The organism is Dinghuibacter silviterrae, from assembly GCF_004366355.1.
Classification (GTDB): Bacteria; Bacteroidota; Bacteroidia; order Chitinophagales; family Chitinophagaceae; genus Dinghuibacter; species Dinghuibacter silviterrae.
In genome coordinates this window covers 2,395,328-2,417,350 of record NZ_SODV01000001.1, presented here as the reverse complement: position 1 = coordinate 2,417,350, position 22,023 = coordinate 2,395,328, and the positions used below count along the sequence as shown (strand labels likewise).

21 protein-coding genes are annotated in these 22,023 nt (G+C 59.1%); 11 read left to right on the top strand and 10 right to left on the bottom strand.

Going from position 1 to position 22,023, the window contains the following annotated elements; genetic code table 11:
- Nucleotides 1–17: 17 nt before the first annotated feature.
- From EDB95_RS10730 to EDB95_RS10720, 3 genes are all read left to right on the top strand, one after another.
- Nucleotides 18–1,256, top strand: a complete 1,239-nt coding sequence (locus tag EDB95_RS10730) for an acyl-CoA dehydrogenase family protein (protein ID WP_246073601.1) — start codon at nucleotides 18–20, stop codon at nucleotides 1,254–1,256.
- Between the two features lie 65 nt (nucleotides 1,257–1,321).
- Nucleotides 1,322–2,836, top strand: coding sequence for a serine hydrolase (locus EDB95_RS10725; protein WP_133993439.1), 1,515 nt, complete (start codon nucleotides 1,322–1,324; stop codon nucleotides 2,834–2,836).
- 4 nt (nucleotides 2,837–2,840) lie between these two features.
- The gene (locus EDB95_RS10720) at nucleotides 2,841–4,142 is read left to right on the top strand and encodes an amidohydrolase (RefSeq protein WP_133993437.1); all 1,302 of its coding nucleotides are present in this window, start codon (nucleotides 2,841–2,843) and stop codon (nucleotides 4,140–4,142) included.
- On the opposite strand, the gene EDB95_RS10715 is transcribed toward EDB95_RS10720, so the two are convergent.
- From EDB95_RS10715 to EDB95_RS10685, 7 genes are all read right to left on the bottom strand, one after another.
- Nucleotides 4,139–4,771 carry a YggS family pyridoxal phosphate-dependent enzyme gene (locus EDB95_RS10715; RefSeq protein ID WP_133993435.1) on the bottom strand — a complete coding sequence of 211 codons (633 nt, stop codon included), beginning with the start codon at nucleotides 4,769–4,771 and terminating at the stop codon, nucleotides 4,139–4,141. The genes EDB95_RS10720 and EDB95_RS10715 overlap by 4 nt on opposite strands.
- 9 nt (nucleotides 4,772–4,780) lie before the next feature.
- On the bottom strand, nucleotides 4,781–5,263 hold the full coding sequence (locus EDB95_RS10710; protein WP_133993433.1) for a hypothetical protein: 483 nt from the start codon (nucleotides 5,261–5,263) through the stop codon (nucleotides 4,781–4,783).
- Nucleotides 5,264–5,440: 177 nt separating this feature from the next.
- Nucleotides 5,441–6,580, bottom strand: a complete 1,140-nt coding sequence (locus EDB95_RS10705; RefSeq protein WP_133993431.1) for an acyl-CoA dehydrogenase — start codon at nucleotides 6,578–6,580, stop codon at nucleotides 5,441–5,443.
- 63 nt (nucleotides 6,581–6,643) lie between these two features.
- Nucleotides 6,644–7,858, bottom strand: coding sequence for an agmatine deiminase family protein (locus tag EDB95_RS10700; protein WP_246073599.1), 1,215 nt, complete (start codon nucleotides 7,856–7,858; stop codon nucleotides 6,644–6,646).
- 1 nt (nucleotide 7,859) lies between these two features.
- On the bottom strand, nucleotides 7,860–8,729 hold the full coding sequence (locus EDB95_RS10695) for a carbon-nitrogen hydrolase (protein ID WP_133993429.1): 870 nt from the start codon (nucleotides 8,727–8,729) through the stop codon (nucleotides 7,860–7,862).
- Between the two features lie 32 nt (nucleotides 8,730–8,761).
- On the bottom strand, nucleotides 8,762–9,499 hold the full coding sequence (gene bshB1 / locus EDB95_RS10690; protein ID WP_133993427.1) for a bacillithiol biosynthesis deacetylase BshB1: 738 nt from the start codon (nucleotides 9,497–9,499) through the stop codon (nucleotides 8,762–8,764).
- Between the two features lie 64 nt (nucleotides 9,500–9,563).
- A complete protein-coding gene (locus EDB95_RS10685; protein ID WP_246073597.1) occupies nucleotides 9,564–10,268 on the bottom strand; it encodes a DUF4294 domain-containing protein in 705 nt (234 codons plus the stop codon).
- 49 nt (nucleotides 10,269–10,317) lie between these two features.
- On the opposite strand from EDB95_RS10685, the gene EDB95_RS10680 reads away from it, so the two are divergent.
- Together EDB95_RS10680 and EDB95_RS10675 are read left to right on the top strand one after the other, a co-directional pair.
- The gene (locus EDB95_RS10680; RefSeq protein WP_133993425.1) at nucleotides 10,318–10,671 is read left to right on the top strand and encodes a hypothetical protein; all 354 of its coding nucleotides are present in this window, start codon (nucleotides 10,318–10,320) and stop codon (nucleotides 10,669–10,671) included.
- Nucleotides 10,646–10,918: a hypothetical protein gene (locus EDB95_RS10675; protein ID WP_133993424.1), complete on the top strand. Its 273-nt coding sequence runs from the start codon at nucleotides 10,646–10,648 to the stop codon at nucleotides 10,916–10,918. The genes EDB95_RS10680 and EDB95_RS10675 overlap by 26 nt, the downstream gene beginning before the upstream one ends.
- Here EDB95_RS10675 and ccsA read toward each other — a convergent pair.
- Complete coding sequence (gene ccsA / locus EDB95_RS10670; protein ID WP_133993422.1) at nucleotides 10,853–13,276, bottom strand: cytochrome c biogenesis protein CcsA; 2,424 nt, start codon at nucleotides 13,274–13,276, stop codon at nucleotides 10,853–10,855. The two genes, EDB95_RS10675 and ccsA, sit on opposite strands and share 66 nt — an antisense overlap.
- A 12-nt stretch (nucleotides 13,277–13,288) precedes the next feature.
- Entirely contained in the window at nucleotides 13,289–13,696 is a 408-nt protein-coding gene (locus EDB95_RS10665; RefSeq protein ID WP_133993420.1) for a cytochrome c maturation protein CcmE domain-containing protein, read from the bottom strand.
- 52 nt (nucleotides 13,697–13,748) lie between these two features.
- Between EDB95_RS10665 and EDB95_RS10660 the strand changes: the two genes are divergently transcribed.
- The 4 genes from EDB95_RS10660 (at nucleotide 13,749) to EDB95_RS10645 (ending at nucleotide 19,119) form a co-directional block, all read left to right on the top strand.
- Nucleotides 13,749–14,792 carry an agmatinase family protein gene (locus tag EDB95_RS10660; RefSeq protein WP_133993418.1) on the top strand — a complete coding sequence of 348 codons (1,044 nt, stop codon included), beginning with the start codon at nucleotides 13,749–13,751 and terminating at the stop codon, nucleotides 14,790–14,792.
- Nucleotides 14,793–14,796: 4 nt separating this feature from the next.
- Nucleotides 14,797–15,423 carry a hypothetical protein gene (locus EDB95_RS10655; RefSeq protein ID WP_133993416.1) on the top strand — a complete coding sequence of 209 codons (627 nt, stop codon included), beginning with the start codon at nucleotides 14,797–14,799 and terminating at the stop codon, nucleotides 15,421–15,423.
- 1 nt (nucleotide 15,424) lies between these two features.
- Nucleotides 15,425–16,723 (top strand): radical SAM protein, encoded by a 1,299-nt coding sequence (locus EDB95_RS10650; RefSeq protein WP_133993414.1) that lies wholly within the window; start codon nucleotides 15,425–15,427, stop codon nucleotides 16,721–16,723.
- A 188-nt stretch (nucleotides 16,724–16,911) separates the two neighbouring features.
- The gene (locus EDB95_RS10645; RefSeq protein ID WP_162852546.1) at nucleotides 16,912–19,119 is read left to right on the top strand and encodes a glycoside hydrolase family 15 protein; all 2,208 of its coding nucleotides are present in this window, start codon (nucleotides 16,912–16,914) and stop codon (nucleotides 19,117–19,119) included.
- 18 nt (nucleotides 19,120–19,137) lie between these two features.
- On the opposite strand, the gene EDB95_RS10640 is transcribed toward EDB95_RS10645, so the two are convergent.
- Nucleotides 19,138–20,112 carry an App1 family protein gene (locus tag EDB95_RS10640; protein ID WP_133993410.1) on the bottom strand — a complete coding sequence of 325 codons (975 nt, stop codon included), beginning with the start codon at nucleotides 20,110–20,112 and terminating at the stop codon, nucleotides 19,138–19,140.
- A gap of 56 nt (nucleotides 20,113–20,168) precedes the next feature.
- On the opposite strand from EDB95_RS10640, the gene EDB95_RS10635 reads away from it, so the two are divergent.
- A complete protein-coding gene (locus EDB95_RS10635; protein WP_133993409.1) occupies nucleotides 20,169–21,071 on the top strand; it encodes a diacylglycerol/lipid kinase family protein in 903 nt (300 codons plus the stop codon).
- A 56-nt stretch (nucleotides 21,072–21,127) separates the two neighbouring features.
- Nucleotides 21,128–21,985 (top strand): RodZ family helix-turn-helix domain-containing protein, encoded by an 858-nt coding sequence (locus tag EDB95_RS10630; protein ID WP_133993407.1) that lies wholly within the window; start codon nucleotides 21,128–21,130, stop codon nucleotides 21,983–21,985.
- The last annotated feature ends 38 nt before the right edge of the window (nucleotides 21,986–22,023 follow it).

The window sequence follows — 22,023 nt, the reverse complement described above, 5'->3', positions numbered from 1 at the left end:
ATCATCTATTCAAAGATATGGATGAAAAACAGCTTCATCAGTTGATGAAAATGGTGGGAGGTGGAGACCACAAACCCAGGGAGCTCCCTCCTATCGAGGGCGACTTTTACCACCTGGGCCATACGCTGACGGACGACCAGCGCGCCCTCCAGCTCAAGGTGCGGACATTTATGGAAAACGAGGTCAAGCCCCTTGTCAACCGGTACTGGCTAAAAGGCGAATTCCCCTTCGAGATCATCCCCCGCCTGGCGGAGCTGAACGTCTGCGGGGTCACCTATGAAGGGTACGGCTGCCCGCACCTGCCCTTCCTCATGGAGGGCATCCTGGCGATGGAAATGGCCAGGGTAGACGCCAGCATCGCGACCTTTTTCGGGGTGCAAAGCGGGCTGGCGATGGGGTCGATCTACCTGCTGGGGTCCGAAGCCCAGAAGCAGGAGTGGCTCCCCCGGATGCAAAAGCTCCAAACCATCGGCGCCTTTGGCCTTACGGAACCCGAGGTCGGCTCCGGCGCCGCAGGCGGGCTCACGACCACTGCCAAAAGACAAGGCGACGGATGGGTCTTAAACGGGCAAAAGAAGTGGATCGGCAACGCCACCTTTGCCGACGTCATCATTATCTGGGCCAAAGACCTCGACGACGGACAGGTCAAGGGGTTCCTCCTGAGAAAGGATACCCCCGGGCTGGATGTCGAAAAAATCGAGGACAAAATGGCGCTGCGCATCGTGCAGAACGGTCTGATCACCCTGCGCAGCTGTGTGGTACAGGAGTCGGACCGGCTGCAAAACGCCAACACTTTTAAGGACACCGCCAAAGTCTTGCGCATGACCCGGGCCGGGGTCGCGTGGGAAGCGGTGGGCTGCGCCCGGGGCGCCTACGAAAGCGCCCTGGCCTATACACGCCAGCGCAAACAGTTCGGCCGGCCCATCGCGTCCTTCCAACTCATCCAAAACCACCTCGTGGAAATGCTCTCCAACCTGACGGCCATGCAAACCATGGTCTTCCGGTTGTCCCAGCTCCAGGACGAGGGTAAGCTCACCGACGAACACGCCTCCTTAGCCAAGGTTTTCTGCACCCTGCGCACCCGGGACATCGTCAGCCGGGCCCGGGAGGTCATGGGGGGCAACGGGATCCTGCTCCAGTACGACGTGGCGCGTTTCGTAGCGGACGCCGAGGCAATTTACAGCTATGAGGGGACCAAGGAGATCAATACCCTGATCGTGGGCAGATCGATCACCGGGTCGAGCGCCTTTGTCTAGCCGGTCGATTTGTATATATTTACCCTATGGCGCCTGCGGCGCCGCCGCAACTCAAAACACTGCTTATGCTCCGACGCTCACTTTATGCCGTGCTGCTGGCAGCGCCCCTGTGCGCCCGCGCACAGACCCCTGCTTTTATCAGCGACAGCCTGGACGCGTATATACACAGGGGCATGCAGGACTGGCAGATACCCGGTATGGCCGTCCTTATCCTCAAGGACGGGCAACCCGTCGTCATGAAGGGATACGGCACCCGCGAACTGGGGAAGGACGAGCCCGTGGACGAGCACACCCTTTTCTTTATCGCCTCCAATACCAAGCTATTTACCGGCACCGCCATCGCAGCGCTCGACGAAGAAAAGAAGCTATCGCTGACCGACCCTGTGACCAAATATATGCCGGGTTTCCGGCTCTATGACACTACTGCCACCCGGCTCCTGGACGTACGCGACCTGTTGTCCCACCACCTCGGGACCAAGACGTTCCAGGGGGACTTTTCGTTTTGGAATTCCAACCTGAGCCGGGAGGCCATTATCGCCAAAATGCGGCTGCTGCAACCGCCGGGACAGTTCCGCCAGGACTATGGGTACTGTAACTCCTGTTTCCTCACCGCGGGGGAGCTCATCCCCAAGGTGACCGGCGAACGCTGGGAGGACTTCATACAACAACGCTTTCTGGACAAGCTCGGGATGACCCATACGCACACCTCCACCGAGGGCGCGGCTTCGTACCCCGACATGGCCCATCCTTATACCAGTTTTTTCGGGGACCCGGTGGCCCTGCCCTTTGACCACATCGACAACCTCGGCCCCGCGGGCAGCCTCGTCAGTTGCATCAGCGACCTGTCGCATTGGTTGCAGATGCAGTTGGACAGCGGCCGCTATGGGGGCCAGCAGGTATTCAGCTGGGACGTAATCCGGAAAACGCGGATGGGGGGCACGATCGTCCGCACAGTCAAAAGCAGCGTCCTCCCGATGCACTTCGCCCTCTACGGCCTGGGTGTGCTGACGGCGGACTACAACGGACGCCAGGTTTTCTGGCATACCGGGGGCGCCTTCGGGTTCGTGACCAATACCTGTTTCGTACCGGAGGAACACCTGGCCATCGCCATCCTGACCAACAACGACGATCAGGGCTTTTTCGAAGCCTTGCGCTACCAGATCCTGGACGCTTATGTAGGGGTCCCCTACACCGACCGGAGCGCCCAGTTCCTCGAAGGCGCCCGTACCGACAAGGCAAAGCGCCTCAAAGAACTGGACGACTGGAAAGCCCAGGTGCGGGCCGGCGCCCGTCCGGCGCTTCCCCTGGAAGCCTTTGCAGGCAGCTATTCCAATGCCTTGTACGGAAAGATCCGGATCACCGTCCGGGGCAAGGGGCTGCTCGTCCGTTTCGAACACCACCCGGACCTGAGCGCGACGCTGGACTACATGGGCGGAGACAAATTCCTGATGACCTATTCCAACCCGGCCTACGGCATTTTCCCCACTCCCTTTACCATCAAGGGGGGCAAGGTCAAAAGTGTTACCGTCAAGGCCTCGGACTTTGTAGAATACGATCCTTATGTCTTTGTAAAAGATTAACCTTATGTCCCTCAAACCACTGCTCCTCCTCCTTGCCTGCTTGCCCCTGGCCGCGGGCGCCCAGGACCTGACCAAGGTCCTTCGTGATCAGGCGACCAACCTTCTTCCCCAGGTGATCGAATGGAGACGGGCGCTCCACCAACACCCGGAGCTTTCCGACCAGGAGGTCAAGACCTCCTCCTTTGTGGTGGACCACCTCCAGCAACTCGGGATGGACATCCATACCGAGGTCGGCGGTCATGGCGTGGTTGCCGTTCTCCAGGGCAAAAAACCGGGCCCCGTCATCGCGCTTCGGGCCGACATGGACGCGCTGCCGGTGACGGAAAAAGTAGACCTCCCTTTCGCCTCCCACGACAGCGCGGAGTACAATGGACAAACTGTGGGCGTCATGCACGCCTGCGGACACGACGCCCATACCGCCATGCTCCTGGGTGTCGCCACCATCCTGGCCAATATGCGGGACAAGCTGCCCGGGACCGTGGTGTTTATCTTCCAGCCCTGTGAAGAAGGCGCCCCGGCAGGGATGCCGGGGGGCGCCGCGCGGATGATCAGCCAGGGCGCCCTAGACAACCCTAAGGTTGACGTGATCTTCGGGCTCCACATCCAGGCCGCCATCCCCATCGGGGACATCGTTTATAAACCCGGTTCCTTTATGGCGTCCGCCGACCAGTTCAACGTCCACATCACCGGGAAGTCTGCGCACGGCTCCCAGCCATGGCAAAGCATAGACCCCATCGTCGTGGCCGCGCAAATTATTACAGGACTCCAAACCATCGTCAGCCGGCAGGAAGACATCAGCAAGGCACCCGTGGTGATCAGCGTGGGCTCCATCCACAGCGGACTCCGGTTCAACATCATCCCCGAAACCGCCGACCTCGTCGGGACGATCCGCACCCTGGACCCCGCGATGCAACAAGACGTACACGAACGGCTCCAACGCACGGTCACCGACATCGCGGCCGCTTCCGGCGCCAAGGCCGACGTGGCCATCGACACCAAAACCCTCGTCACCGTCAACGACTCCTCCCTCACCTACCAGATGCTGCCCTCCCTCGAAAAAGCGGCGGGTGCGGACCACGTACACCTGGCACCCGCGGGTTTTATGTTTGCGGAAGACTTTTCATTTTACGGACAGAAAGTGCCGGCGATGTTCTTTTTCCTCGGGGGGCTACCCGCGGGGGCGGACCCGGCCAAGGCGGCGCCCCACCATACGGATAAGTTCTATATCGATGATTCGCGGCTGGATGTGGGCGTATTGGCGTTTTGCCAGTTGGTGTTTGACTATGCGAAGTTACACCGGCGCTAACGGCTGCCGAACAGCAGGCTTCCGATCCGCACCATGGTGGACCCACACTCGACAGCGATCCCGTAGTCTGCGCTCATACCCATGGACAACGTGTCCCAATCGGGGCGGCGATACTGCCGGTATAGCTCCGCCAGCCCCAGGAACTCCTCCCGGACGAGCATCCGGTCGAGGCTGTTGGACGCCATCCCCATCAGGCCGCGGAGCCGCGCGTTTGCAAAAGCGTGGTCCAGCGCGGGCGCGAGCTCGTCCCGGTCGAAGCCGAACTTGGTCTCCTCCGCGGCAATGTGCACCTGGAGCAAACAGTCGATCACCCGATCGTGTTTCGCCCCTTGTTTGTGGATCTCCTTTAGCAGTGAAAGGCTGTCCACCCCGTGGATAAGGTACACGAAAGGGGCGATGTACTTGACCTTGTTGGATTGCAGGTGGCCAATAAAGTGCCAGCGGATGTCCCCCGGCAGGAGGGGTTGTTTTTCGAGGAGTTCCTGCACATAGTTTTCCCCAAAATCCCTTTGGCCCAGGTCATACAAGGCCTGGATATCCTCCACGGGTTTTGTCTTGGAAACCGCCACCAGCGTGACACCGGCGGGTAGCTCCGCGCGCAGCGCCCGGAACGCGTCCATTTGTATCATGGCGCGAAGTTACTCCTTCAACGGTATACTGAAGCGCGTATACGCCGTAGGCTGCTTGACCTCGTTCTTGAACACCTCGTACACGATGCTGCCCGTGAGCCGGGCCTTGTCCATCGGTACTTCGAGGCGCTGGATAAAATGAAGCTTTTTGCGGAACGATACGTAAGGGCTTTCCTTGCCCCGCTGGCGTTGGAGGGGGGTGAGCGCCTCGACTTCGCGGTCAAACAGCAGCTCGGGGTCCAGGGCGAAGCGGATGTTTACCGGGTAAGCGAAAGCACCAGGTGTTTGCGGCCGGTCGGAGAGGTACCATCCTTCCGCCACCTTTGCAATGATGCAAAGGTCATAGATACGACCAAAAACCGGTTTCGCGGAACAGATCCATTGAAGTGCGGACTGTTCGGTCAGGGCTCTTTGGATGACCGGGTCCCAGAAGATCAGCGTGCCCGTTTCCACCTTTTCCAGCGAATCCTTCATCGTAAGTTCATCCATCATGGGAATGTTTTTTACATTAAAAATTCACCACCGGTCCGGGACTTGCGGGCGCACAATTCACCAGACCGGATAGGTCATTACCATAAGGCTTGCACAGAACAATTCAGGTCGTAGGCTAATAGTGAGAGATAGGAACCTAAACCTAAGTAATAAAATTGAGACCGCAAAGAGGAATCCTTATTTCAGAATCGACCGGCTGATGACAATCCTTTGGACTTCGCTCGTACCCTCGTAGATCTGGGTGATTTTCGCGTCCCTCATCATGCGTTCGACGTGATACTCTTTGACATAACCGTAGCCGCCGTGGACCTGTACGGCCTCCGTGGTCACCCACATCGCCGTCTCCGACGCATAGACCTTGGCCATCGAGCTGCTGGCGGTATAATCGAGCCCCTGGTCCTTTTCCCAGGCGGCTTTAAAGATGAGCAGCCGGGACGCCTCGATGCGCGTGGCCATATCGGCCAGCTTGAAGGCGATGGCCTGGTGGTTCATGATTTCGGTGCCAAAGGCCTTGCGTTCCTTGGCATACGCCAGCGCACGTTCATACGCGCCACTCGCGATGCCGAGGGCCTGGCTCGCGATCCCGATGCGTCCCCCCGCCAGGGTTTTCATGGCAAAAGAAAAACCAAATCCGTCGTCCCCGATCCGGTTTTCTTTCGGCACCCGGACGTCGGTAAAAAGGATGGAGCAGGTATCGCTGGCGCGGATGCCCATTTTATTTTCCTTGGCCCCCACGGTGACCCCGGGGGTATCCCTTTCTATGATCAGGGCGTTGATCCCATGGCTGCCCTTTGAGGCATGCGTCTGGGCCATGACGAGATAGATAGAAGCGCTGGCGCCGTTGGTGATCCAGTTCTTGGTGCCGCTCACCAAATAGTGGTCCCCCTTGTCTTCGGCAACGGTGCGCTGGGACGTCGCGTCGCTCCCCGCCTCGGGCTCACTCAGCAAAAAGGCGCCGATGACCTCCCCCTTGGCCAGGGGGACCAGGTATTTTTGTTTCTGGGCTTCGGTCCCATATTTTTCGAGCCCCCAACACACCAGGCTATTGTTGACGGACATGCAGACGCTGACGCTGGCCTCCACCTTGGAGATCTCTTCCATGGCCAGGACATAGCTGATGGTATCCATACCCGATCCACCGTACGCCGGGTCGACCATCATTCCCATAAAGCCCAGCTCACCGAGCTTTTTTATCTGTTCCTTTGGAAATTGTGCTTTTTCGTCCCGTTCGATAACGCCCGGCAAACATTCCTGTTGGGCAAAATCCCTGGCGGCTTTCCGGATCATCAAATGTTCTTCTGAGAGTTGGAATAGCATATAGCGTCGCAGTAATTGGTTGAGACGCTAAAATAGGGAAATACACTGACAACTGTTAGTTTTTTACGCCGGTTCTTGCTGACTCAAACAATGAAAGCTCCCGAGCCCCCAGATAATGTCGGTGGAATCGATCCCTACGACCTCGCGGGACGGGAAACATTCCTGGATAATCCTCAAAGCCCGGTCATCCGCCGCGCAGCGGTACGTCGGGACGATGACGTGTTTATTGGCGATATAGAAGTTGGCATAAGACGCCGGCAACCGCTGGTCCTCGTACACGACCGGCGCCGGCATCGGCAGCTCGACGATGTTGAGGGGTTTCCCGTTCGCCAGGCGCATGGCCTTCAGTTCGCGGAGGTTGGTCTGAAGCAACGCGTAGTTCTCGTCGTTTTTGTTGGATTCCACGACGGTCAGCACCGTGTCTTCGTTGACAAAGCGGACGGTATCGTCGATGTGCCCGTCGGTGTCGTCGCCCACGATCCCTTCGGAGACCCAAAGCACCTGTTCCATGCCGTAGAAGTCGCACAAAAAGCGTTCGATGGTGGCTTGATCCAGGTTCGGATTACGGTTGGGGTTGAGCAGACAACAGGTGGAGGTGAGCACCGTCCCGGCGCCGTTGAATTCCACGGAGCCGCCTTCCATGACGATCCCGGGGTAAAAGACCGGAAGACCCAGGGCCTGGCCCACAAGCGTGGGGATGTTGTCGTCTAAGTCGAAGGGAGGGTATTTACCACCCCAGGCGTTGTAGCCCCAGTCCAGGATGGCCTTCCCTTTGGCGGGGTCGCGGTTCAACAGGAACGCAGGGCCGTGGTCGCGGCACCAGGCGTCGTTGGTGGGGTGGAGGTAAAAATGTATGCGATTCACATCCGCGCCCGCTTTGAGAAGCCAGTTCGTGGCAGCGGCCTTCATGACGTCATCGTTGACGTTGATGCAGACTTCCTCGCCCAGTGCCAGCGTGCGGACGAATTCCGCGTATCGCGGATAGATGGCCTCGATCTTGCCCGGCCAGGAGGCTTCCTTATGCGGCCAGCTCAACCAAGTGGCGCGGTGGGGGGCAAATTCGGCGGGGAAAAAGTAGCCTTGCTCGCGGGGCGTGGATCCCGGTGCGGCCGTGGTGGCCACCGCCTGACCCGGGGTCATGCTGACGGGGGCCGGGGCCAATTGCGACAGAGGGTCGGCGGGGGCCGTTACGTTGGCGCCTTCGCGCGCAAGGTCGTCCATCGCCTTGCTAAACATGTCCTCTGCGGGAACCTTCGGTTTGAACTGGATGATGCCCATACTAGTCTATATAACGTTTGAGAATGGGTTCGTAGGAATCGATGCGCCGGTCCCGCATAAAGGGCCAGTGCGTGCGGTATTTGTCGGTGGCCTCGGTGTCGATGAGGACGACGGCCACTTCCTCTTCGTCATGGGAAGCCTTGTAGAGCAGGGTCCCGAACGGATTGGAAACGAAAGAACCGCCCCAGAATTTCATGGCCCCGTCCTGTTCGAAGCCAACCCGGTTGACGCCCACCACGTGCACCCCGTTGGCCACGGCGTGGCCGCGCTGGATCGTTTGCCAGGCGTTGTATTGCTCTATGTTGGTCGCCTCGTCCTGGGAGGTCGCCCAGCCGATGGCCGTGGGATAGAAAAGGATCTCTGCGCCCATGAGCGACGTGATCCGCGCGGCTTCCGGGTACCACTGGTCCCAGCAGATCAACACGCCAAGGGTGCCGAACTTCGTTTTCCAGACTTTATACCCCAGGTCGCCCGGTGTGAAGTAGAATTTCTCGTAGTACGCCGGATCATCCGGGATGTGCATCTTCCGGTATTTGCCCAGGTACGTCCCGTCCGCGTCGATGACCGCGGTGGTGTTGTGGTAGATCCCTTTGGCGCGTGCTTCGAAAAGGGAAGCGATGACCACGACGCCTTCTTCCGCGGCGACTTTGCTCAATGCATCGGTCGAAGGCCCGGGAATCGGTTCGGCGAGCTTGAAGTTCTCGTAGTCCTCCACATCACAGAAATAGAGCGACGTGAACAGCTCCTGCAGACAGACGATCTGCGCCCCCTTCCGGGCGGCCTCGCGGATCTTATCTTCCGCTTTTTTCAGATTTTCAGCCTTGTCGGCGGTGCAGCTCATCTGCACCAGGCCTACGTTTACTTTTGCCATATCCAATTGATGCGCTTTTGTGCGAAAAATCGTTACGTGTCCCGGCGGACGAAAGCATCCATGCTCGCCACACCGAGCATCTTTTCCGAAATAAATCCTTCCGCATACGGTACGCCAATCATTTTGCCATACATCTGCAACCGCCCGATGATCGCGTTGAGGAACTCCGGTGTCGAAATATACGTCTGCGGCTCGTCTTCTTTATATTCTGTGGAAAAGAATTGGGACGAATACGCCTTGATGGCCTCTATTTTCCGTTCCATCACCGGGCTGATGTCGTATACAAAAGAAGGGGTGTAGTACCGGTCCTGGACAAAATGAAAAACGTATTTGGGCCGCCAGTGCGCCTGGGGTTTCCCCTCGTCGTCCAGGGTCTCCACTTTTCTCAACCCGCTCAGGAAACAGGACTCGGCGACGAGCTTCCCCGCCCGCCCGTGGTCCGGGTGCCTGTCCTCCAGAGGGTTGGTGAGGACGATCTCCGGGCGGTACTTCCGCAGCGCGCGGATCACCTTGCGCTGGTGCTCTTCGTCGATCTTGAAAAAGCCGTCCGCCATCCCGAGGTTTTCCCGCACATCCAGGTCGAGGATAGCCGCCGCCCGGGCTGCTTCTTTCAGCCGCAGTTCCGCCGTGCCCCTTGTCCCGAGCTCGCCCCGGGTGAGGTCAACGACCCCGACCTTTTTGCCCCGGAGTTTCTCCATCATGAGCGTGCCCGAAGCGCAGAGCTCCACGTCATCCGGGTGCACGCCGATCGCCAAAATGTCTAGTTGCATAGTGCGGTTTGAAGGCCGCAAAGATAGCGATTTTTCGCGCGCGGGGGAAGACGGGCGGCGGCGCCTAGCGGCGCGAGTACATGCGGTTGATCTCCTGGACCACCGTCTCTATGGGCTGGTCCTCGCCGGAAGCGTCGTAAGGTTGTTTGAGGCTGCTGCCGAAGAAAAAGGCAACGGTTTGATAGACGCGGGCGTTGAACCCGCCCTTGTATTCTTTAATGATTTCGTAACAGTTGTTACCGGTCTGGCGGTTGATCAGCTTCATCAGGATCCTGCCCTGGTAGACCGACATCTGCTCCAACTGGTTGGTGAACTGCCCTCTCAGTTCTTTTTCCCTGGACTTGATATATGCCTTGCGCTCCTTCTCGTCGGACATAAAGGCGAGGTGGGCGTTGATGTCGTTGATCACCCGCCCGGCGGCCACGGCATAGGGATAGGTGACATAAACTGCGTTTCGCAGACGGTTCCAACGCTCCATCATCCGGGCGTACTGGGCGGGGGTTCCCCCGAAAATATAGATATCGGCTAAGACACGGTAAGGGATGGTATCGCCTTCGTACAGGATCGCGCCCGTCATGATGGTGTCGTTTTTGCCCAACTGGACAGGCGCACCGGGCATCGCAATAGGAGCCCCGGGAGCCGCCTTGGGAACGACTTCGCCGCTTTGCGCCCGGGTGACCAAGGGTAGCAAACCGGTCAACAGGGCGACGGCCAACAACCCACGGGTACAAAGGTTGGAAAGGATGCTGTATTTTTGACTGGACTCCATGGAGCGAATGTAAATATAGCAAAACCGTACCTACTATTGATCTTATAAAATGCTAAAAGTAACCCCGTTCGCCGGCGCGATATTTCTTAATTTTTTGTTATTTAACGGATGCAACCAGGACACCGGCAGCAACCGGGAAGAGATACGTTATGAAAACAAGCTGGATTCCCTCTATGAGCGCAAAATCGACAGCGCCTACGCCCGGATCGGCCATACCTGCGACAGCACGCTGGCGGCCCGGTGGAAGGTCCTTGAAGACTCCATTTTACAAAAGCATCATGTGCTGGACTCGCTTACTGCCGATTCGGTGGCCTTTGAGCGCCATATCCGCGACTCGCTGGAACAGCGGCGCCACGACTCGCTGGCCGCGCACGCTCATGCTCATCCTCGCCGTCGCCGTTAGCGGGGCCACCGCCATTGGCGCCGCCGGCTGCCGCCCGCGCGCTACCATGGAGCAAAAACTCGACGCCTGGCTGATCCACCAGCGCAAAATGGAGGTCATCCTTCAGGATGTGCAAATGGATTGCGATTCAACGGTGGAAGCAACGCTCCGGTACCGGGTGGACTCGTTGGAGAAAGCCCTCTTACCCGCGCCTCACCCGGCGCACCACGCTCATCACGAGACCGGCCGCCATCACCATCGTTCCTAGCCACAAGAGGTTGATGTACGGGAAGACGTACGCCTTGATGGTGACGAAGTCCATGACGGACGCGGACTCCCGCGTACCCAGCGTGATCCCTTTGGCCGTGGCGCCCGCGAAACGCAGGATCAGGCTTTGAGACATGACGGTATCGGGGTAATACGCCAGCCGGCCGTTTTGGACGACAAGCACCGGTCTTGCCCGGTACAGGCTGCTGTCCATGGCGTGGACCGTAATATCCGCGGTAAAGACGGAATCCCCCAGACCGGCGTCAATCCCTTCCCGGCCGTCGGTGCCGTGGACGATCCGGTTCAGGATCATCAGACCTTTGCTATAGAAAAGAGTATCCCCCGGTTTGAGCGCATGGTCCCGGAAGGTCGACGTGTCGTCGGTGCTGGAGCGGTTGGGCAGCGAGGTCAGGTACACAAACACGTCCCGGTCGAGGTAGTGTTTGGAAGCCGGGTTGGCCAGGATACCTTCCTGTCCCTTGGGGTTGATAAACGCGTCGGGGTAAATGGCAAAGTCTTCGTTGGGGCTGGTAAAATGCAACCGGTAGTACACTTTGGCATCCTTGGGGCCACCCGCCGAGTCCCCGGTATAGGTTACGCGGTAGTTGGCCAGGCGGAAGTCCAGGTTTTTGACCAGGGTCAGGTTTTCGGTGGGGTCTTCGGGTTTGCCCTTGGCGTCCGTCAAACCGGGGATCACGATCCCCGATGTATTCTGGGAAATGACCGTTTTTTTGGAGGTGGAAATGAGGATGCCCAACAACATCAGCCCAAAACCGATGTGGGCCACGGAGGCGCCCGCATTTTTGAGCTTGCCCTTATACGCCACCCAGATATAGGACAGGTTGGCGACAACCGCAAAAACGGCGGAGGCCACCGCCACATAGATGGCGATCAGGTAACCTTGTCCGTATTTCAGGTAGTCGAAGTGTCCGAAACCTAAGACGAGGGCGGCGACCGCCAGCGCAATCACGGACGGCAGGAGGAGTTTCCGGAAGCCCGTGGCCGTTTTCTTATACTTGAGGTATTGGGTGATCCCGGTGAGGAGTGCGATCACGATCAACACCAGGATCATCACCTTGTTGTAGGCATAGAGCACGTCTTCGGGCGGGGCGGTCTTTTTATTAAAGAGTTTGTCGTACACCGGGATCGATGTAAACGCGATCACGTAGACTGCTGACAAAAAAAGGATCAGCGCCCCGACAAACATCCAGAACTCCCTGGAATCGACCGCCTCTTCGGCCTTGATCGAGGGAATGTCTTTATAACGTACGATAAAGAGCAGGAGGGAGGGGATGACAAAAACAAAAAGGAACAATGCGAGCTGTGTATTCATCCCCAGGTCCGTAAAGGAATGCACCGAGGTGTCTCCTAAAATGCCGCTCCGGGTAAGGAAGGTCGAATACAGGATGAGCAGGAAAGCCAGGATGAAAAAGGCAAAGGTGATCCTCCCCGAATGCCCGGTAGACTTATACGCGAGCAGGGTGTGGATCCCGCAGATCATGACCAGCCAGGGCACCATGGACGCGTTTTCCACCGGGTCCCAGGCCCAGAAACCGCCAAAGGTGAGGGACTCGTACGCCCAGGCGGCGCCCATCATGATCCCCGTCCCTAAAACGGCGGCGCTGAACAATGCCCAGGGAAGGGCCGGTTTGATCCATTCCTTGTATTCCCGCTGCCAAAGGGCGGCGATCGCATACGCAAAGGGGACGATGGTCGACGCAAAACCAAGGAAAAGCACGGGCGGGTGGATCACCATCCAGTAGTTCTGGAGCAAGGGGTTGAGCCCCCGTCCGTCCTGCATCACCGGGCTTTGCAGGTAATGCGGGTCCGAGAAAATGGGCGCGCCCGCCTCGAACTGCCGCATCAGGATAAAGGGGTTGGTGCCAAATTTTGCGGAAGAGAAATAGATCCCTACGATCATGGACGCCAGACAAAGCTGGGCAAAACTCAACACCGACATCACCGGCGCTTCCCATTTGCCCGACATCCGCATCAGGACCAGGCCCAGGACACAGTTCCAAAAGGTCCAGAGCAGGAAGCTCCCTTCCGAACTTTCCCAGAAACCTGCGAGCAGGAAGCGGCGTTGCATTTCGTTGGAGGAGTGGCTCCACACGTAAAAGTATTCGTAATAGTGGCTGGAGATCAGAAAGTACAAGGTGCCGATCACCACAAACACCGCGACGATGTCGGTGATAAAGGCCGCCCTCGCGAGACGCCGCCAACTGTTTTTCTCTTCGGGATTTTCGGTCCGGGTGGACTGTATATACGCGATCATCGCCACCAGCGAGGCGGCAAAGCTCAGGATCGCAAAAAAATGCCCCAGCTCGCCGGGCAGCAGGTGTTCACCGATGAATTGCATGGAGGGCCCCCTCTATAATTTTGCGTTGAGTTGTTGCTGCACCTGGTGCTTGTCGTCCTTGTATTTGGAAGGACACTTCAGGAGGATATCCTTGCAGTCGAAAACCTGGCCATTCATCCGTCCCTTGATCACCAGCCGGTCGCTGGATTCCAGGTCGGCGGGTTTGGGTTCGTGGTAGATGACTTGCGTCCGGTCACCCAGGGAGTCTACCACAAAGAAGCTCAAATAGTTAGGATCTTTCAACGCGTCGTAAACGATGGGTTGGGTCCGGTCCAGCTTGGCGATGACGTGGACAAACTTGCCCTGTTTCTGGCGGGCCGAGGCCAGGGTATCGTAGGTGGACAGGTCTCCCGTCATGCTGATCAAAACCCCGATGGCGGCGGCGATGACGATGAGCAGGATGATGTGGACTTTCTTCATGAGCAGCAAAGTTAGGCCAAAAACCTATCGGCTTTTATTATTTTGCACCTTCATGGCAGATCTTTCCCGTTTTGACCCGGACGGCATCAGCAACCCAAAGGGGAACATCTTCGGCCTCCCTTTTTCCGAGGAAGACGCCCGCCTGGTGATCCTTCCCGTACCCTGGGAGGTGACCGTCAGCTACCACGCGGGAACCGCCCGGGCAGCAGATCATATTTTCCAGGCCGCCCTCCAGGTCGACCTGTTTGATCCCTCTGCTCCGGACGCCTGGAAAGAGGGGGTGTACATGCGGCCCTTAGACAAAAAGATCCTCCTCAGGAGCGACTATCTCCACAAAGAGGCGGAACTTTTTCTTCGCTACATCGCCGAAGGCGAAGCCGTGGAAGCGAACGCCTTTATGTCGAAAACGCTCAAAGAAGTCAACGAAGGCAGCGCTTTCCTGAACCAATGGGTCTACCAGCAAACGTCGGCCCTTCTTCACCAGGGGAAGCTGGTGGGTATCCTGGGCGGCGACCACAGCACCATTTTCGGTTTTGTAAAAGCGCTGGGCGAACGCCACCAGGGTTTTGGCATCCTGCAGATCGACGCGCACTGCGACCTGCGGAAGGCGTACACCCGGTTCACCCATTCCCATGCCTCGATCATGCGCAACATACTGGAAGAGATTCCCGCCGTGGAGCGCCTGGTGCAGGTGGGTGTACGAGACTTTGGCCAGGACGAATGGACCTATATCCGCGAAAGCGGGGGGCGTGTGGTCGCTTTTCCTGACGCAGACCTTTCCCGCCGGCAGTGGGAAGGGGAAACCTGGAAAAACCTGGCCGGGGACATCGTTTCCCGGCTCCCCTCCAAGGTGTACATAAGTTTTGACATAGACGGCCTGGACCCTAAGCTGTGCCCTCATACCGGAACACCTGTGCCGGGTGGTTTGGAGACGGCCCAGGTCCATTACCTTTGTCAAAGGATATTGGACAGCGGCCGGACCCTGATCGGGTTCGACCTGGTGGAAGTGGGCGCCGGCCCCAACGATTGGGACGCCAATGTGGGGGCCCGCCAGTTGCTAAAGCTCTGTTATCTGCTGATCCGTTCAAACACTTAGAACTATGCAAGCCTACAGGATAGCCGTGATGTTACCGGACGTGGAGCGTCGGAAAAGAACCCTGGGACCACTGCACTTTTTTGCAGGTTGTGTCTTTGTTTTTTACAGCGCATCCCTGCTCCGTGGGATACGCTCCGACAGCATCACCTACTGGTCGGCGGTCATCCTGATGGGGCTGTGGATTGCCGTTTTTGCCCTGGCGGGGAAGCGTATCTTCCCTCACGAAAAGGACTTCGCCGCCGCCAGCCGCAGCATGCGCTGGCTCGAATCGGGTCTTTTCGTGTTGCTGGCGTTGTTCGTTTTTTTGCACGGGGGACCCTACTTACACGCCGTCATCCTGTTGTGCTGGTCCCTGGCCTTCGCCCTGATGGCCTGGACGGAGCGCGCCCTGTTCGAGCCCATCTACGTCAGCATCACCGACAAAGGCATCGGCATACCCCGGCCCGGTAACCCGCGCGTCATCACCTGGAACCAGATCGAAGGGGTGGCCCTGAGACCCGATTTTTTTACCATCCTTCTGCCGGGCAACCGCTACATGCAATTTGAAGTCACCCAGTTACTCCTGGACGCAGAAATCGTGGAAATAAACGAATTTTGCTCTTCCATGTTGAAACAAAACACCCCCTCCTGAGATGTCACTGACCACGTCCCCCTACCTGTTGTATTCCGACGGGAAGGGCAATATATTCGAAGATACCTCCCTGTATACCGTAGGGAGGAGTGGCTGGGACGCCTACCCGGTGCCCCCGGAAGACTGGATACCCTTGCCCGACGGAGGTTCGCTGTACGAACTGCCCGGCCGGAGGGGCATCGGCATAGACGTCGACACCGGAGATATGCGGCTTTGCGAAAAAGGCTGGGCGGTCGCCGCCTTTATCCCGCCCGCCCATACAGGCCTGTTCCTGGCAGCTTACGAAACCCTTCCGGAAGCCCCCACGCTTCCCCTGTTTTGTTATACCGCCGCGGGTTGGTCGGACGGTGTCTTTTATGTCCCCGCCGTCCGGATCGAAAGCGACATCCGCCAGGAATGCGCCGGTTTCGACCAGACGCGTGTCGAAACCGGGGTGGACACCCTCCTGGCCGCCTATCCCCACAACCGGCTGGTTCGCCACCTCGCGGAAAACTGCGCCCTGACGTACCATTGTCCCGCCGCCCGGAATTATTTCATGGGCCGCTGGGAATGCCCCATCCCGTCCTCCCCCGCCTGTAACGCCAACTGCGTGGGATGCATCTCCTTCCAACCCGAAACGGAGACCATCCCGTCCACCCAGGACAGGCTCACCTTCAAACCCAGCGCCGAGGAGATCGTCGAATACACCGTCCCCCACCTGGAAACCGCACCCTACCCCATCGTCAGCTTTGGCCAGGGTTGCGAAGGCGAACCCCTGCTGATGTGGGAAACCATCCGGGACGCCATCCGGGAGATCCGCCGGCATACTTCCAAAGGAAGCATCAACATCAACACCAACGGCTCCAAACCCGACGCCGTACGGGCGCTCTGCGAAGCCGGTCTGAACAGCATCCGCGTCAGCACCAACTCCGCCCGGCCCGAGGTCTACCTACCCTACTACCGGCCCAACAACTATACGTTCGAAGACATCGTCGAAAGCCTAAAGATCGTCCGCGGCTTTGGCGGGTGGACGTCGATCAATTATTTTGTTTTCCCCGGGATGACCGACAGCGTGGCGGAATACGAAGCGCTGCGACGCCTGATCATCGACACAGACCTGTGCATGATCCAGTGGCGCAACTTCAACATCGACCCCGACTGGTATCTGGGTAAGCTGGGCGTGGTCGACACCGGTGAATGCATGGGCATGGGGCAGCTCCTGGAGCTCATCCGGGAGGAGTTCCCGGCGTTGCGCTTTGGGTATTTTAATCCGCCCATGGAGCGGATCCACGGGGATTATGCCGCGGATTTCGCCCATTAGGGCGCCTCCGGCGCCCGGCCCCGAAGGGGCAATCATTAGCGATGTTGCGGCGGCGGCCTAAATTGTCCGCCAAGGCCGCCGCCGCAACACATTAACAGGCCGTTGTCATTGTATGTCAGGCAATTTTATATATTTTTGTAGCCCAACGCTTACCTCGTATGTCGTTGGGATCCAATATGCCTCTGCTCATGACCGACCCTAAGGAACTTGCCCCGGGCGCACCGGGTAGTCCGCCCTACCGGGCAAAGTCCCCCCTTTCGGGTGTCGGTACCGCGCTTTCCCCTACCTCAAAAGTTACTTTTTGCCTATCGGAGGGCATCGTTTCCGAGGTCGGTTTTCCCGACGCAGGCTCCCCCTGTCTGTCGAGCCTGGAGTGGATCGTCACCGACGGAGCGGCTTTTTTTTCCCAGGAACAGCGGCACACGCTCCACGAAACCGCCTTTTTCGAGGAAGGCATCCCTGGCTATCGTCTGGTGAATACGTGTCTTGAAGGCAAATACCGGATCACAAAGGAAGTCCTGACCGATCCGGTCCGGGATACTTTTTTGCAAAAAACCCGGCTGGTCCCCCTGGCCCCCCTGGACAATCCGCTCCGGCTCTTCTTGACGCTCAACCCCTGTATCGGCGGAGACAGCGCCCTTCACGACGCCCGGGTCAGCCGGTACAAAGGACAGCCTTTGCTGGTCGCCCAAAAAGGGGCTGTTACCCTGGCCGTACTTTGCTCCCACCCCCTGAAACATACGTCCGTGGGCTACGCCGGTATCTCCGACGGCTGGCTGGACCTGGCCGCCCACCAACGGATGACTCGTTTCTACGAAAGGGCCGAAGGCGGACATGTGTCGCTGACAGCAGAAGTCGAGCCGGGCGAGACCGACATCATCGTCGCCATCGGCCTGGGCCAAAATGAACGCGAAGCCGCGGCCAAAGCCTGGGCGAGCCTTCTTGACGGCTTCGATACCGCCAAGGAGCGGTTTGTGGGGCCTTGGAGGACCTGGCAGCAGGGGCTTTCGCCGATGCCGCCGATGCTGGGCAGCGCCCTTCCCGCTGGCGCCCTGTCCGCCGGCGCCCACGTCAAAACCGGCGCCCTCGCGCTCCGCGCCCTGGAGTCCAAAGCCCACCCCGGCGCCCTGGTATCCTCCGGCGGCGTCCGGCCCCGGGATTTGGCGGCCGCCTTTGACGCTTTTCAGGCGCTGGGAGCTCGCGAGGACGCCCAGCGCATCCTGGCCTACCTGATGGCTGTGCAGGAGGAACGGGGCTTTTGGGCCATGTTGCTCCACCCCGACGGGAGCGCCGCCTCCGGTCGCGTGGCCCGCGACCAGGTGGCACAGGTCATCCTGATGGTGGACGCCTGCCGCCGTACGTTCCAGCTCAGCCCCGCCCGGATGCAACGTTATTGGCCCCTGGTCTGGACGGCCGCGGCCTATCTCGTAGGCGGCGGACCCGAACCGGAAGCCGACCGTTGGGACGGGGCGGAATCCCTGTCCCTACACACCCTTTGCGCCACCGTGGCCGCACTCCTGGCCGCGGCCGATATGGCCGACGAACGCGGGCAACCCGGCGTCGCCACGTACTGCCGCAAAACAGCCGACTATCTTCACGAACACATCGACCCCTGGACATACATCCGCGTCGGGCCCGGATCGGGTCCCGACCGAATTTCCGGGTACTATGCGGCGGCCGGGCAACCCGGTCAGAAGGCTTCCGGGCCGGCGAGCGCCGACGTGCTGTCGCTGGTGCGTTACGGGCTTCGGGCGGCCGATGATCCGCGGGTGATCGATACGCTGAAGGTCGTCGATGCCAACGCGCGGCGGGACGCCGACGCATTGCGGGACGCCGATGCGCGGCCGGGTACCGCCGAAGCACAGCCCGCGGCCGCGCCCCTGCTGCTCACCGCCGAACGCGCCCTCTACGAGCTCTCCGCCGGTAACAAAAACGGCGCGCTCGCACTCCTGCAAACCCTGGAGGCTCAAGCCCCCTCCGGCTTTTTCCCCGACAAAACCGGTCACCTGCCCGACCTCCGCACCCACGCGGAATACATCCGGCTTTGCTGCGCACTGAAGGCGGAACACGCCCCCGAGGTGCCCCGCTTTACGACCGAACGTTATATCCGGAAGCAAACCACCGCGCCCTTTGACTTGTGGCGCATCGAACGGCCCTGCCCCCGGCTGGCGCCCGACAAAAAGCTCCGTATAGAACTCCCGTCCGGCGCGTTGATCCACTGGACAGACGATGACTGGGCCACGAAGCAACACACCCTCACACGCGATACCCGTCTCGGGGTCCACGTCGCGGAGCTGAGCCCGCATCCCGGGGCCCGGCAGGTCATCTTTACATTTTTCTGGTTGACGACGGAAAGGTGGGAGAACAGGAACTATACGGTGCCGGTGGGTGGATGAAGGTGCCGGGCGCGCCCATTACATAAACCCCATCGCGCGCGAATGCCGTATGGCCTCCTCCGAATGTCTGAAATAGCAATGCGGCACCCCCAGCCGTTCGATCTCCCCCAGCATCGCGGAAACCTCCCGCGACGGCCGCCGGCGCGTATGGCGGATATAGACGCAGGCCACCTGTTGCGGGAACTTGCGGACGGCCTGCATATAAAGGACGGGGTCCTGCTGGGTGTCGTCGCCGAGGAGGATAAAGCGGTGGTCGGGGTAATACCGGAAGATCTCCTGGATCTTATGGAGTTTGTGGCCGTGGTTGCCACCCGGGCGGAACAATTCGGTAAAGCGGGTCTTGAGGTTGGCCATGAGGTAGATCCCCCGGGGCACCTGGTAGGTCCGCGAAAAAGCACGGATAAACGGATAGAGGTTCCATTCGCTGCTGGACACGAACGAGAACAGGCAGGAGCCCTTCCGGCTGTTGGCATCGTAGAGCTGCTGGTAGTGGGACACGACGCCGTCGAAGGGTTTGCGCTCGCTGGGCTGGTGCATGATCAGGAGCCGGAATTTTTTCCACCAGTTGAGCGAATGGGATATCAGGAGCGTGTCGTCTATGTCGCTGATGATGTCGTAGGAATTCAGGGCGGGATGGAGGATCCTGCCCTGGGCTACCGGTGCCTCATAACCGCCGCCGGGGGCGAGGCGGACCTCCACGGCAGTCCATCCATAGGGGACGGAGGGGGCGAGCGTGAGGTCGAAGCGGAAGAAGCCGTTGACATCGGTCGTGGTCTCGGCCACCAGGCTGCCCACACAAAGCTGGACACGCGCGCCGGCGAGGCCCTTTACCCGGAAAAGTTTCCACAACACGCGGAGGTTGGCAAAAAAATTATCGGAATAGGGATACCAATGGCGCAGGTTTTGCCTGAAAACATGACCGAATACCACCAGCCCGGAATGGTTGGCGTACCCGGGATAAACGACGATCGTGGGGTTAGCAGCTGCTCGCATCGGACGGTTAATTTAACGAAATTTGAGATGCGGCGCCTGCGGCGCCATAAGAGAATATGCACAGGGAAGAAAAAATACTCTTCGTCGTCAATCCCGCCGCGGGCGGCAGGGACAAAAGCCTTTTCTGGACCTGTTTGGAGCAGGCCCTGGCGATCCATGCCTTTGATCACCTGACCTACCGGACTACCGGGGAGAACGACGTACAAGAATTGCGCCACCTGCTCGCGGGACATGCTTTTACGAGGGTGATCGTGGTGGGCGGGGACGGCACGGCAAAGATGGTGGCTGAACAACTGGTCCATTCCCCCATCGCATTGGGCATCATCCCCATGGGCTCCGCCAATGGCATGGCCAGGGAACTGGGGTTGCCCTCGTCCATAAAAGACGCGCTCAGGGTGGCCCTTGGTCCGAATACCACGTATATCGACACGATCCACCTCCAGGGACACGGGCTGTGCATCCACCTGTGCGACCTGGGGCTCAACGCATCGCTGGTGGAGCGTTATGCAAAAGAGGGCTTTCGCGGGATGTGGGGGTACGGACGGCTGTTCGTTTCGACCGTATTGCAACGGAACCGTTTCCGGATCTATGTATCCGGGGATCATTTCCGGTATAACCGTAACGTATACATGCTCATGCTGGCAAACGCGCGTAAATTCGGCACGGGTGCGCTGATCAATCCCCTGGGCTCGCCCCGGGACGGACGCTTCGAAGTCATCATGATGAAGGACTTCCGCTGGTGGGACCTGCCGCGTCTTTTCCTGCCGCACCGCAAACAACACCTGGAAAGGGAAGAGGTCGTTTCCGTCCAGTCCGTCAGCATCGCCTGTAACCGGGCGGTCCACTTCCAGGTGGACGGCGAATACAAGGGCAAGATCAAGCGGTTGAAGGCGTCGGTCATTGCGCAATCGCTGAGGGTCCTGGTGCCCGAACGCCTGGGCGCGGCCGCCGCGGGATAATGCAATTTTAACAGCTCCCCGTTCGTTGTAAAGAGGTCATAAGGTATATTTGTAGCATGGAACAACCTAACGATACGGCTAAAAATACAAAAGCGCTGGTGGCCACCCTTGTCTGGCATGGTGCGCTGCTGTTGTTCCTCATCTTCGTAGGTTTTAGGGTTCCCCAGCCGCCTCCCCCGCCCCAGGACCAGGGTATCGAGGTCAACCTCGGCAACAGCGACCAGGGTTCCGGTACGGAACAGCCGCTGGCACCGGGAGACCCTGCCCCCGAAACACACGTACACACCGCGCCTGCGCGGACCCAGACGCCGCCCACGGCCCAAGCGCATATAGAAACCAACGACAACAACAACGACGACCAACCCGCCGTCGAACAACCCAAAAAAGTCAAGCCCACGCCGCAACCCGTCATCCGGGAAACCGCGCCGAGGGTGACGCAAAGGACCATCGTCAACCCAACCCCGGCGCCCCCACGTCCCAAGGCCCTCTTTAAAGGCGGTACCGGTACGGGAGGGAACGACCAGGACGCCTTTAACAAGAGCCAGAACGAAGGCATAGCCGGGGGACAGGGCGACCAGGGCAAACCCAACGGCGACCCCAATTCGAAGAGCTATACGGGCAACGGGGGCACCGGTCATTCGGGCGCGGCGATCGTCCGGGGACTGGTCGGCCGTACTTTTTCCATGCCCTCTTTCGAAGGAGACTATAATGAACCCGCCAAGGAATACGTAGACCTGAAGGTCGACCGGAACGGACACGTCATCAGCGCCTCCCTCCACCTCGCCGGTTCTACGCATTTCAACGGGTATTTTGCCGACCAGGCCGTAGAGCTGGCCCGGAAACTCAAATTCAACACCAGTAACGCCGACGAACAGACGGGAACGATTTTGTTTGTCTTCAAGGTCCATGAATAAAACGAACACGATATTAGCGCCTCACCAATGAACTATCC

Excerpts from the sequence above, each read along its gene's own strand:
- EDB95_RS10730 (WP_246073601.1), top strand. The coding sequence starts at position 18 with ATGGATGAAAAACAGCTTCATCAGTTGATGAAAATGGTGGGAGGTGGA.
- EDB95_RS10725 (WP_133993439.1), top strand. The coding sequence starts at position 1,322 with ATGCTCCGACGCTCACTTTATGCCGTGCTGCTGGCAGCGCCCCTGTGC.
- EDB95_RS10720 (WP_133993437.1), top strand. The coding sequence starts at position 2,841 with ATGTCCCTCAAACCACTGCTCCTCCTCCTTGCCTGCTTGCCCCTGGCC.
- EDB95_RS10715 (WP_133993435.1), bottom strand. The coding sequence starts at position 4,771 with ATGATACAAATGGACGCGTTCCGGGCGCTGCGCGCGGAGCTACCCGCC.
- EDB95_RS10710 (WP_133993433.1), bottom strand. The coding sequence starts at position 5,263 with ATGATGGATGAACTTACGATGAAGGATTCGCTGGAAAAGGTGGAAACG.
- EDB95_RS10705 (WP_133993431.1), bottom strand. The coding sequence starts at position 6,580 with ATGCTATTCCAACTCTCAGAAGAACATTTGATGATCCGGAAAGCCGCC.
- EDB95_RS10700 (WP_246073599.1), bottom strand. The coding sequence starts at position 7,858 with ATGGGCATCATCCAGTTCAAACCGAAGGTTCCCGCAGAGGACATGTTT.
- EDB95_RS10695 (WP_133993429.1), bottom strand. The coding sequence starts at position 8,729 with ATGGCAAAAGTAAACGTAGGCCTGGTGCAGATGAGCTGCACCGCCGAC.
- bshB1 (WP_133993427.1), bottom strand. The coding sequence starts at position 9,499 with ATGCAACTAGACATTTTGGCGATCGGCGTGCACCCGGATGACGTGGAG.
- EDB95_RS10685 (WP_246073597.1), bottom strand. The coding sequence starts at position 10,268 with ATGGAGTCCAGTCAAAAATACAGCATCCTTTCCAACCTTTGTACCCGT.
- EDB95_RS10680 (WP_133993425.1), top strand. The coding sequence starts at position 10,318 with ATGCTAAAAGTAACCCCGTTCGCCGGCGCGATATTTCTTAATTTTTTG.
- EDB95_RS10675 (WP_133993424.1), top strand. The coding sequence starts at position 10,646 with ATGCTCATCCTCGCCGTCGCCGTTAGCGGGGCCACCGCCATTGGCGCC.
- ccsA (WP_133993422.1), bottom strand. The coding sequence starts at position 13,276 with ATGCAATTCATCGGTGAACACCTGCTGCCCGGCGAGCTGGGGCATTTT.
- EDB95_RS10665 (WP_133993420.1), bottom strand. The coding sequence starts at position 13,696 with ATGAAGAAAGTCCACATCATCCTGCTCATCGTCATCGCCGCCGCCATC.
- EDB95_RS10660 (WP_133993418.1), top strand. The coding sequence starts at position 13,749 with ATGGCAGATCTTTCCCGTTTTGACCCGGACGGCATCAGCAACCCAAAG.
- EDB95_RS10655 (WP_133993416.1), top strand. The coding sequence starts at position 14,797 with ATGCAAGCCTACAGGATAGCCGTGATGTTACCGGACGTGGAGCGTCGG.
- EDB95_RS10650 (WP_133993414.1), top strand. The coding sequence starts at position 15,425 with ATGTCACTGACCACGTCCCCCTACCTGTTGTATTCCGACGGGAAGGGC.
- EDB95_RS10645 (WP_162852546.1), top strand. The coding sequence starts at position 16,912 with ATGACCGACCCTAAGGAACTTGCCCCGGGCGCACCGGGTAGTCCGCCC.
- EDB95_RS10640 (WP_133993410.1), bottom strand. The coding sequence starts at position 20,112 with ATGCGAGCAGCTGCTAACCCCACGATCGTCGTTTATCCCGGGTACGCC.
- EDB95_RS10635 (WP_133993409.1), top strand. The coding sequence starts at position 20,169 with ATGCACAGGGAAGAAAAAATACTCTTCGTCGTCAATCCCGCCGCGGGC.
- EDB95_RS10630 (WP_133993407.1), top strand. The coding sequence starts at position 21,128 with ATGGAACAACCTAACGATACGGCTAAAAATACAAAAGCGCTGGTGGCC.